Below are 10,973 nucleotides of genomic sequence, written 5' to 3'. Positions count from 1 at the left end.
AGACTGATAAACGAAAAATGACAAATTATAAGTCTAAAACTCGTTTTAATTGCAAGAATTTTTAAGCAAAGAGAAAAGTAACGTTTTATAAAATACAAAAGAGGGTGACCTTTTGGGACACCCTCTTTACTTTGTTTTTATCCTTATTTAACTCCTAAATAATTACTTGGAGTAATTTGTTTTAATTCTGTTTTTATTGCCTCACTTACCTGTAGCGTTTCAATAAAATTGTGAATCGACGCTTTGTTGATTACGGTATTCGTACGCGTTAAATCTTTCAATGCTTCATATGGATTTGGATAGCCTTCTCGTCTCAAAATCGTTTGAATTGCCTCTGCTACTACTGCCCAATTTCGATCTAAATCTTCAGCGAATTTCTCAGCATTGAGTAAGAGCTTATTTAATCCTTTTAAGGTCGATTCAAAAGCAATAAGCGTATGCCCTAGCGGTACTCCAATGTTTCTCAACACCGTACTATCCGTCAAATCGCGTTGCAACCTTGACAGCGGTAATTTAGCTGCTAAATGTTCAAAGATGGCATTCGCAATTCCTAAGTTTCCTTCCGAATTTTCGAAGTCAATCGGATTTACTTTATGTGGCATAGCCGATGATCCAATTTCTCCAGCTTTAATTTTTTGCTTGAAGTAATCCATGGATACATAGGTCCAGATATCGCGATCTAAATCAATAAGGATTGTATTAATACGCTTCAATGCATCGAAAAACGCAGCAAAGTGATCATAATGTTCAATTTGTGTAGTTGGGAAAGAATATTTTAATCCCAAGCTCAGTTCAACAAAATCCTCTCCAAATTGCTTCCAATCATTGTTGGGATACGCCACATGATGAGCATTAAAATTTCCTGTTGCTCCACCGAATTTTGCTGCAAATGGCACATTATTCAATAAGCGTAATTGTTCTTCCAAACGCTGTACAAAAACGTTAATTTCCTTTCCTAAACGCGTAGGTGAAGCTGGTTGTCCATGAGTTCTCGCCAGCATAGGTACCTCACTCCACTCTTGACTTAATTCTTTCAGTTTATTTACTACCGAAAGGAATAAAGGCATGTACACTTCATGAAATGCTTCTTTCGTCAATAAAGGAATAGACGTATTGTTAATATCTTGAGACGTCAATCCGAAGTGAATAAATTCTTTATAGGCTTCTAGCCCTAAACGATCAAAAGCATCTTTGATAAAATACTCTACGGCTTTTACGTCGTGGTTGGTTACCTTTTCTTTTTCCTTAATCCAAAGTGCATCTTCAGCTGTAAAATCTTTGTATAATTTTCGTAACTCTGGAAATAGATTAGGGGAAATTCCACTTAATTGCGGGAGATTATATTCACATAGCGCAATAAAATATTCCACTTCTACCAAGACTCTATATTTGATTAGCGCCTCTTCTGAGAAATATTGTGCTAAGGATTGGGTTTTACTTCTATAACGTCCATCAATAGGCGATATAGCATTCAGTTCTGTCAGCATCATTTAGATTGTGTTGTTAAGAGACAAAGATACTCTTTTTTTGGTTTTTGATTTTTGTTCTTTGACTTTCGTTTTTTGGCTTTTGTTTTTTTTGCGCGGTCTGTAAACCGTAAACTATATCGCTTTCGACCACTCTTTAATTGCGTCTTTATTCATTTTCACATAGTCGAGGTTATTTGCTTTTTCAGCTAAATCTAGGGCTACTTTTGCTGTAGCTACCGCTCCTACTTTATCCCCTGCTTTGGCTTGGATTTGCGATTTCAATCGCACGAAATAGTAGGGTACTTTATCTCCTGATTTATCAATAGCACTATTAATCCAAGACAAGGCTTTAGTCAAATCTTTTCCTGTTAGATAAAAGTATTCTGCAGCGGCATAATAATCAACGATTTTGGGGCCCTCAAAGGTTTCAGAAATGCTTTCCATCGCTAAATTATCCGTTGGCACTTTGAAACGTACAGGAATTAAGGTACGTTCCCACATAATTTCCAAATCGGCATAATCAATATTCACATTATTTATAGCTAGTGTAAATGTTTCAAATTTGCGATCCAAGTTTTGCACCTTTACTTTGGTTGAAAGGGCAATTTTAGTTTCATCCCATTTTTCTGGTAATCCCCAGTTATTGGTATCTTTGTAGAAGATTACCTCCCACTCCTCTACCTTGGGGATAGTATAAATGGCATAAGAGCCTTTTTTCAGTATTTTTCCGTCTATTTCCACATCATTAGCAAAAGAAACAACGGTATTCATATTAGCCCCTGTACGCCATAAACGTCCATAAGGAACTAAATCTCCAAACACCAAACGTCCTCGCATATTGGGTCTCGAATAATCAATCTTAACATCCGTTAATCCCACAACTTGATGCACTTCTGATTTTGTACTTGTTGGTGGTGTTTGCACTTGTGCTTCTGCAGCAGTTAATGCTAATACGGCCAAACTAGTTATAACAAACTTTCTTATCATGTCTACCTGTATTTAATAATCTTCTTTATTTTAAAATTTTAGCTTACAATTTATTAATTAATCTTCAGATTTAGTCTTAAAATAAACCAAAAAAAGCGACCGAAATTTTCGATCGCTTTTTTATCTCTTACTTTTATTTTTCTTTTTGAATACCTCCTTCTAACCAGGCTTTATACTCTTCCACATCTGGGGTATAGCCTACAGGTTCGGATAAACGTTGTCCTTCTGCATCAAGCACAATATAGTAGGGTTGTGCATTGGCGTGGTAGTGTTTCATTTGAAAATCACTCCATTTATTCCCAATCGTTTTAATTTTCTTGCCTGTTGTTTCTGAAATATATTGTTCATTTTCTGGCAAATCTTTTTTATCATCCACATAAAGGGAAATCAAGACCACTTCATTTTTCAGTAGCGTTAAAATTGCTGGATCTGACCACACATAATCTTCCATTTTACGACAATTTACACAAGCAAATCCAGTAAAATCGAGCAACACTGGTTTATTGACAGATTTTGCATACGCCATTCCTTTTTCATAATCGGTAAAGGCTACAATATCATGAGCTCCGTATTTTGCTCCATCAGGTAAAACTTCCGCAGCTGCAGTTCCACCTGCTCCGCCTTTACCACCTACACCATATGGACTTTCAGAATAGGTCATTGGAGGAGGGAAACCTGAGATAATTTTCAACGGTGCTCCCCATAAACCTGGCACCATATAAATCGTAAATGTTGTAACAAATAGCGCCATAAACAATCGACCTACTGAAATACTGTCCATTGGACTATCGTGAGGCAATCGAATCTTACCGAACAAGTATAAGGCCCAAGCACCAAAAATAGTAATCCAAATCGCTAAGAACACTTCTCTTTCTAACCAATGTGCTTGTAAAACAAGATCCGCATTAGACAAGAATTTAAAAGCTAAAGCGAGTTCTAAGAATCCCAACGATACTTTTACGGTATTCAACCATCCTCCAGAACGAGGCATTGAATTTAACCATCCAGGGAACATGGCGAACAACATAAAAGGAAGTGCTAAAGCTAAAGAGAAACCTAGCATTCCGACAATTGGTGCAATCCCACCCTTAGAAGCAGCTTCCACCAATAGTGTTCCTACAATAGGTCCTGTACAAGAGAAGGATACAATAGCCAAGGCTAGTGCCATGAATAAAATTCCAATAATCCCCCCTCGATCCGCTTGAGAATCTACTTTATTTGCCCATGAATTTGGCAACATGATTTCAAATGCTCCTAAGAAAGAGGTAGCAAAAACGACCAATAACAAGAAGAAAATGATATTAAAATAGACATTTGTCGATAGGGCATTCAGGGAATCTGCTCCAAAGATTGCCGTCACAATGGTACCCAATACTACGTAAATCAATATAATTGATAACCCATAAATAATGGCGTTTTTAATTCCTTTGGCACGCGTTTTACTTTGTTTGGTAAAGAAGCTCACCGTCATGGGAATCATAGGAAATACACAAGGCGTTAGCAAAGCTGCAAACCCAGAGAAGAAAGCCAAGATAAAAATGGTAAATAGTCCTCTTTTTTCTTCTGATTTAGGTGCAGTTGTCGTATCCGCAATGCCAGTTGTTTCTTCTTTTGTTGTTGTCTTATTTTCATAAGCCTCAAAGTTCTCCACTTCTGTTACTTGCAGTGTTTTTAAATCATACACAAACAAGTTGCTTTGGCTGATACAAACATCTAAACACACTTGATATCCTAATTCTACTTGAATATTGGGCGTATCTACATTTGTTAATTTAATATCCTGCACCAATTGAACCGGTCCAACAAAATAGGTCTCATCCACTTCAAAGACATCGTTGTATACGGTTTTTGTTTCACTTTCTTTGGCATCACCAAGAAGTTCATAATTCCCCTCTATATTGTTATATATAAATTCGGTTGGCAATGGTCCTCCATCAGCAGTATACTGCGAATACATATGCCACCCATCCTGAATGATACCATTCCAAGTAATGGTATATTCTGTATCAGATTTCTTTTCAATTTTCGTTGTCCATTTGGCAGGATTTTCCATCATCTGCGCGTGAACCGTGAAAATAGATACAAAGAAAAATAGCAAATAAGCTAATTTTTTCATACGGTTAATTTAATTTTTAAAACATTAGTAGTTGTATTTCTTACTTTAAATCGTTCATCCATTCGACTTCCTATAATCCATACAATAGTATCTCCAGAGCACAACAACCACAAATTTTCTTTTTCAATTTGGGTCATTTTCTCATCTTTCACATATTTTGAGATTCGCTTAGTTCCTTTCATTCCGAAAGGCACAAAATAATCTCCTTTTTTTGGTTTGCGAATCAGCAGCGGAAATTGCAATTTATCTCGATCGAGATACGCACATAAAGGATCCGCAGTCAATTCAATCTTACTCCTTTCAAAATTTGTTGCAGTCAAGCCTATTGGTCTTGTAACCATTTGATTCTCCTGCAGATAAAAAGTATCTTCTATATTTTCTACCATTTTACTTTTCAAACGCAGCAAAAGGTAACCTCTATCTTTGAGTAAGCAATACTTTTCGGACAGAATTCTCTTTCCAGTTTCTGCCTGGAGCAAATCTGCAATATCGTCCCAAGCTTTGAAACCATAAGGCTCCAGCCATTTATACAAATACGCTTTAGGCAAAGACAACTCACTTAATTCTTTTAGAGGGAATAACAAATCATCTCCTTGTTTCAGCACCACTTTGTCAAACATTATTCGACTTGCATCTGCTGTCATTTGATGCGCTTCTTTTAAAAAGCCTATGGTTTGTTGAAAAGTTTGCTCCAATTGAGGATTTATCTCCTTAAAAACAGGCAAGATATTTTTTCTTATCTTATTTCGCAAATATTTTGTTTGTGCATTGGTATAATCTTCTCTCCAAGTCAGTTGATTGGCTGTTGCATATGCTTCAATTTCTGATCGACTAAATACCAATAGCGGCCGCCGAATATAGGCTGCTTTCTCTGGTATTCCCAATAGCCCTTCAATACCTGTTCCTCTAGAAAAATTAATAAAGAACGTTTCTATCGAATCATCGAGATGGTGTGCCGTAAGCAAATAACGATAGGTGCCTTGCTGAACTATTTCTTCAAACCACTGGTAACGCAGTTCTCTAGCGGCCACCTGAATAGACACTTTGTTAGTGATTGCGTATTGATTGGTATCGAATTCTTGTACAAAAAACGGAACCTGTAGTATCTGACATTGCTTTTCAACAAATGCCTGATCATCGTTACTATCTTCTCCTCTTAAATGAAAGTTGCAATGGGCTACTGCCACATTCAATCCTATACAATGACATATATGCAATAAAACGACACTATCAACCCCACCACTAACCGCTAGTAAAAGCGGATGCTGTGTCAATTCAGCAAAATTTGATTCGATATGCTTTTTAAACTTATTTTCCATGGAGTTCTTCAACCTGTCTAGTACAAGCTACTTCTAGTTATTCTTCTTTACGTACACTTGTCTAGCAAACTTCAAAAATACCTTTTTTTTCGTGAAAACCCCTTATTCAAGGTTCATTTCTGTGTATAAAAAAACCACAAAATTAAATTTGTGGTTTTTCTTTATTCTAATTCAAGTGCGGAATTCTGTGCATAGTTCCTCCATTTCTCGATACAAGCAATCATATCCTGAGGCACTTCCGAATCAAAGCGCATATATTCTTTGGTTACTGGATGTTCAAAACCTAACGTTCTTGCGTGAAGAGCTTGTCGTGGCAAGAGTTGAAAACAATTTTCAACAAATTGTTTGTATTTAGTAAAAGTTGTCCCTTTAAGGATTGCATTTCCTCCATAACGTTCATCATTAAACAACGTATGTCCAATATGCTTCATATGCACTCTAATTTGGTGAGTACGTCCTGTTTCCAAACGACAAGAGACCAAGGTAACATAGCCAAAGCGCTCCAATACTTTATAATGCGTAACGGCCCATTTTCCTTTTTCCTCGTCGTCAAAAGCCGCCATTTGCATACGGTCTTTAACGTGGCGTCCAATATAGCTTTCAATTGTTCCTTCTTCTTCCTCTACATTACCCCAAACCAAGGCGATATATTCTCTTTCTGTCGTTTTCTCTGCAAATTGACGTTGTAATTCCGTCATAGCCCATTCTGTTTTAGCCACCACCAATAATCCACTCGTATCTTTATCAATACGATGTACCAATCCGGGACGCTCACTGCTATTCAACGGTAAGTTATCAAAATGATAAGCCAAGGCATTCACAAGGGTCCCGGTATAATTACCATGTCCTGGATGCACCACCAATCCTGGTTCTTTGTTTACCACCAACAAGGCTTCATCTTCATACACAATATTCAACGGAATATTTTCTGGTATAATAATATTCTCAAAAGGGGGTTGTTTCATCAATACGCGAACCACGTCCAAGGCTTTTACCTTGTGATTGGATTTCACCGCTACCTCATTGACAAAAATATTTCCGTTTGCTGCTGCTTGTTGAATTTTATTACGCGTGGCGTTTTCAACTAAGTTCATTAAAAATTTATCTACACGCAAAGGCGCTTGTCCTTTTCCTGCTTCAAATCGAAAATGTTCGTACAATTCATCTTCTGAATCATCGAACATTTCATTTACATTTTCTTGCATACCTCACTTTTCTTAATCAATATCGGGAGCTACATCCAGTTGCTCTGCTGAAAGTCCCGCTTTTCCATCCCCTAAAACAAAATCAATTTTAGAGTTTTTAACTACTAAATCTCCTTTTTTCAATTTTTTCCCATTCTGAAACACTTCTAATACCACATCTTTACCAATGAAAGTAGCGTATGATTTGGTTCCTTCTTTTAATCCCATAGAGGCAATCGTTGCGCTTGCCTGTCTGAAAGTTAATTGTTCCAATTCTGGTAAGATAACTTTTCCGTATCCAGCCGCATTAATCTTAACGTAGATCTTTCTGTTTTGCTTCACACTAGAGCCTGGCATTGGATCTTGTTCCAATACGGTTAATGGCGGGAAATTTTTATTATAATCCAGCGTATCCAATACGATCATGCGCAATTCTTTTTGATCTAAAGTCTGCTCAGCTTGATAGGTATCCAGCTTCAATAGATTGGGTACTTCAATGTGTTGTCCGTGATTAGTCGTTACTTTTAGCCATTTCAATAGACCCAGTACTCCCACAATAGAGATGATACCTGCAGCGACTAAAGAAATTAAAAAGCTTTTACTTTTAAAAAATTGAACTAATTTCATAGGGTTAGATTTTTGACAAAGATATAAAATCGAAAAGATTTTTTGTTTCTGTCTTTTATTATAAATTTGTTTGGAACAATTCTTTTATAAAACGAACCTCAACATCCTAGGCATATGAAGCATGTAGCAATAATTATGGGCGGTTATTCGAGCGAATTCGAAATTTCGCTAAAAAGTGGTCAAGTTGTATTTGAAACTTTAGATCGTACTACGTACACGCCATATAAAATTCATATTTTTCGCGATAAATGGGTTTATGTAGACGAGCATAAGGAGGAGTTCCCTGTGGATAAGAACGATTTTTCTGTGCTTTATAAAGGGCAAAAAATTGTCTTTGATGTTGTTTTCAATGCGATTCACGGGACACCAGGAGAGGATGGTTTACTACAAGCGTATTTTGAATTGATCAATATGCCTCATACTTCGTGTAATTCGTACCAAGCAGCCCTGACGATGAATAAACGGGATATGCTGTCTGTTTTAAAGCCTTATGGTATTAAAACGGCTATTTCCTACTATTTAAATGAGGGGGATGATATTCATGCCGAGGAGATTATTCAACGCGTAGGATTGCCTTGTTTTGTCAAACCGAATCGCTCAGGATCGAGTTTTGGTATTTCCAAAGCCCATACCACCGAAGAGTTACTTCAAGCCATTGAAATAGCCTATAAAGAAGACAATGAGATTTTAATCGAAAGCTTTTTAAAGGGAACCGAAGTTTCTGTAGGCGTAATCAACTACAAAGGAGAAGTGATTGTTTTACCGATTACAGAGATTGTCAGTGAAAATGACTTCTTTGATTACGAAGCTAAATATTTAGGCAAATCACAAGAGATTACCCCAGCGCGTATTGATGATGCAATTAAAGCGAAAATAGAAGACATCGCCATTAAAATTTACCGCATTTTAAAAATGGATGGATTTTCGAGAAGTGAATTTATTATTGTTGGAGATACTCCCTTTTTATTAGAGATGAATACTGTTCCAGGTTTAACCAGAGAAAGTATTTTACCTCAACAAGCGGCAGAGGCAAAAATTTCGTTGCCTGATTTGTTTGACAATGCAATAGTTTTAGCTTTGCAGAAATAAAGACTCCCGAAACTATGAGAAGAGCGGTTTTTCCTGGATCATTTGATCCGATTACAAATGGGCATTACGATATCATTAAACGAGCCTTGCCTCTTTTTGATGAGATTATCATTGCTATTGGTGTCAATGCTGATAAAAAATACATGTTTAGTTTAGAAGAGCGCAAAGTTTTTATAGAAAAGACCTTTGCGGATGAACCAAAGATTAAAGTAGAAACCTATCAAGGGTTGACAACGGATTTTTGTCACCTAAAAGAAGCTCAATTTATTTTGAGAGGGTTACGCAATCCCGCGGACTTTGAATTTGAAAAGGCTATTGCGCATACGAATCGCTTCTTAACTAAAATCGAAACGGTATTTTTACTCACTGCAGCGAGTACATCCTTTATCAGCTCAAGTATTGTACGCGATGTAATTCGCAACCACGGAGATTATACGAAATTAGTACCACTACCGGTACGCATCTAACATAAAAAAGTCGCCCATCTAAGTGTAAAAGGGCGACTTTTTTATTTTATTCACTAAGCAAACCTGCTTCTTCTACTAAAAGTTTAATGTTTTCATATGAATTGGACATAGCTGCCTTAATTTGTTCCTTATCAAACCAAACCACTTCTTCAATTCCTTCCTCTGCTTGTCCAACTAAGGTTCCCTCATAAGACGTTGTCATTTCGAACCAGCTGGTAATTTTTAATCGATATTTTCCATTTCGCTTAAAAACATGGTAGGTTTTCGGCAATTTCTTGGTAACTTTTAATTGGCTTACCCCTGTTTCCTCCTCTACTTCACGCATGGCTGTATCTTCGATTTCTTCGTGTTTTTCGATTCCCCCTTTCGGCAAATCCCATTTCCCATTTCGCTTGATAAAAAGCACTTTTCCTTCGGAATTATACACTACTCCTCCTCCTGCTTTCTGAACGGGAATTTTTTCTTTTAGCCTTTTCATCATGGCTTTTTCATCTGGATGATATAAAAATGCCTTATCAATTTTATTTTGAAAATATTTAATGATAATTTTGTCAATATCAACACTGTCTAACAAGAACAACTGAAAATCGGTTTCTTTCTCAATTTTATCAGTTAGGAACAACGGTTTATCGTTTACAAAAACTTTATACATTTGTATTATGATTTTTACTAAAGAAACAGCTCAACAAACGGCCGAATTACTTCTGCAAATTAACGCAATTAAATTAAATCCAAAAAATCCTTTTACATGGGCTTCTGGATGGAAATCACCCATTTACTGTGATAACCGTATTACGTTGTCTTATCCAGCGATAAGAAAATACCTAAAAGAGGAATTTGCCAAACACATTGTAGCGAAATATGGTCAGCCTGACGTGATTGCAGGTGTAGCAACAGGAGCTATTGGAATTGGGCTTTTAGTAGCAGAGGCTTTGGAATTGCCTTTTGTCTATGTTCGTCCTGAGCCGAAGAAACACGGAAGACAAAATCAAATTGAAGGGCAATTAGAGCCTGGTAAAAAAGTAGTTGTACTAGAAGACTTGATTAGTACTGGAAAAAGTAGCTTGCAAGCCGTAGAAGCGTTGAAAGAAAACGGAGCTGATATTTTGGGTATGGCCGCCATTTTTACCTATGAATTTCAAGTGGCAAAAGACAACTTTGCACAAGCTGGCGTTGAATTGACGACCTTGAGTAATTATACTTCTCTATTGGAAAATGCAGTAAAACAGAACTATATTTCTGCCTCTGATTTAGAGACACTACAAGAATGGAGAATTAATCCATCAACATGGAATCAATAATTAAAGAAATAAAAGTATGCAATTAGAAAGTCCAAAAGTAAACGTAGCGCAATCTGCTGAATATATATTTAACGCCTTATCTGACGTTAAAAACTTTGAAAAGTTAATGCCAGAATCGATTGCTAAATTTGAGGTAACGGGAGAAGATTCGTTCATTTTCGCCTTGAAAGGAATGCCTGAAATCAAATTAAAAAAGAAAGAAGAAACGCCACATTCTAAAATAGTTTTAGGAGCAGCGAGTGACAAGTTACCGTTTACCTTAACAGGAAATATCACGGAAGTTGACGCGAACAACACTGAAATCCAACTTCATTTTGAAGGAAGTTTTAATCCCATGATGGCTATGATGGTGAAAGGTCCTATAGGAAAATTCATTGAAGCTTTGGCGGGAAATATGAGTAAGTTATAACAAGT

At 36.7% G+C, this 10,973-nt stretch carries 11 protein-coding genes; 4 read left to right on the top strand and 7 right to left on the bottom strand.

Annotated elements, in window-relative coordinates; all coding sequences use genetic code 11:
* Positions 1-143: 143 nt before the first annotated feature.
* From purB to ACLJX0_RS13855, 6 genes are all read right to left on the bottom strand, one after another.
* On the bottom strand, positions 144-1,487 hold the full coding sequence (purB, locus tag ACLJX0_RS13880) for an adenylosuccinate lyase (protein WP_410881211.1): 1,344 nt from the start codon (positions 1,485-1,487) through the stop codon (positions 144-146).
* A 114-nt stretch (positions 1,488-1,601) separates the two neighbouring features.
* The gene (locus tag ACLJX0_RS13875; RefSeq protein ID WP_410881209.1) at positions 1,602-2,456 is read right to left on the bottom strand and encodes a DUF2911 domain-containing protein; all 855 of its coding nucleotides are present in this window, start codon (positions 2,454-2,456) and stop codon (positions 1,602-1,604) included.
* 133 nt (positions 2,457-2,589) lie between these two features.
* Positions 2,590-4,572, bottom strand: a complete 1,983-nt coding sequence (locus ACLJX0_RS13870; RefSeq protein WP_410881207.1) for a protein-disulfide reductase DsbD family protein — start codon at positions 4,570-4,572, stop codon at positions 2,590-2,592.
* Positions 4,569-5,891 (bottom strand): tRNA lysidine(34) synthetase TilS, encoded by a 1,323-nt coding sequence (tilS, locus tag ACLJX0_RS13865; RefSeq protein ID WP_410881205.1) that lies wholly within the window; start codon positions 5,889-5,891, stop codon positions 4,569-4,571. Before tilS ends, ACLJX0_RS13870 begins: the two co-directional genes overlap by 4 nt.
* A gap of 161 nt (positions 5,892-6,052) precedes the next feature.
* The gene (locus ACLJX0_RS13860; protein ID WP_410881203.1) at positions 6,053-7,096 is read right to left on the bottom strand and encodes an RluA family pseudouridine synthase; all 1,044 of its coding nucleotides are present in this window, start codon (positions 7,094-7,096) and stop codon (positions 6,053-6,055) included.
* A gap of 12 nt (positions 7,097-7,108) precedes the next feature.
* Positions 7,109-7,702: a PASTA domain-containing protein gene (locus tag ACLJX0_RS13855; RefSeq protein ID WP_410881201.1), complete on the bottom strand. Its 594-nt coding sequence runs from the start codon at positions 7,700-7,702 to the stop codon at positions 7,109-7,111.
* 114 nt (positions 7,703-7,816) lie between these two features.
* On the opposite strand from ACLJX0_RS13855, the gene ACLJX0_RS13850 reads away from it, so the two are divergent.
* Entirely contained in the window at positions 7,817-8,791 is a 975-nt protein-coding gene (locus ACLJX0_RS13850; RefSeq protein WP_410881200.1) for a D-alanine--D-alanine ligase, read from the top strand.
* Between the two features lie 14 nt (positions 8,792-8,805).
* On the top strand, positions 8,806-9,258 hold the full coding sequence (coaD, locus tag ACLJX0_RS13845) for a pantetheine-phosphate adenylyltransferase (RefSeq protein WP_410881198.1): 453 nt from the start codon (positions 8,806-8,808) through the stop codon (positions 9,256-9,258).
* 46 nt (positions 9,259-9,304) lie between these two features.
* Here the strand turns inward: coaD and ACLJX0_RS13840 are convergent, their stop codons facing one another.
* Entirely contained in the window at positions 9,305-9,910 is a 606-nt protein-coding gene (locus tag ACLJX0_RS13840; RefSeq protein ID WP_410881196.1) for an NUDIX hydrolase, read from the bottom strand.
* 7 nt (positions 9,911-9,917) lie between these two features.
* Between ACLJX0_RS13840 and pyrE the strand changes: the two genes are divergently transcribed.
* Both pyrE and ACLJX0_RS13830 read left to right on the top strand, forming a co-directional pair.
* A complete protein-coding gene (gene pyrE / locus ACLJX0_RS13835) occupies positions 9,918-10,559 on the top strand; it encodes an orotate phosphoribosyltransferase (RefSeq protein WP_410881194.1) in 642 nt (213 codons plus the stop codon).
* A 16-nt stretch (positions 10,560-10,575) separates the two neighbouring features.
* Entirely contained in the window at positions 10,576-10,968 is a 393-nt protein-coding gene (locus tag ACLJX0_RS13830; protein WP_410881192.1) for an SRPBCC family protein, read from the top strand.
* Positions 10,969-10,973: the final 5 nt, after the last annotated feature.

The organism is Myroides sp. DW712 (genome assembly GCF_046557355.1).
Lineage (GTDB): Bacteria > Bacteroidota > Bacteroidia > Flavobacteriales > Flavobacteriaceae > Flavobacterium.
The sequence above is the reverse complement of the archived record's forward strand: the minus strand, read 5'-3'. Positions and strand labels throughout refer to the sequence as shown.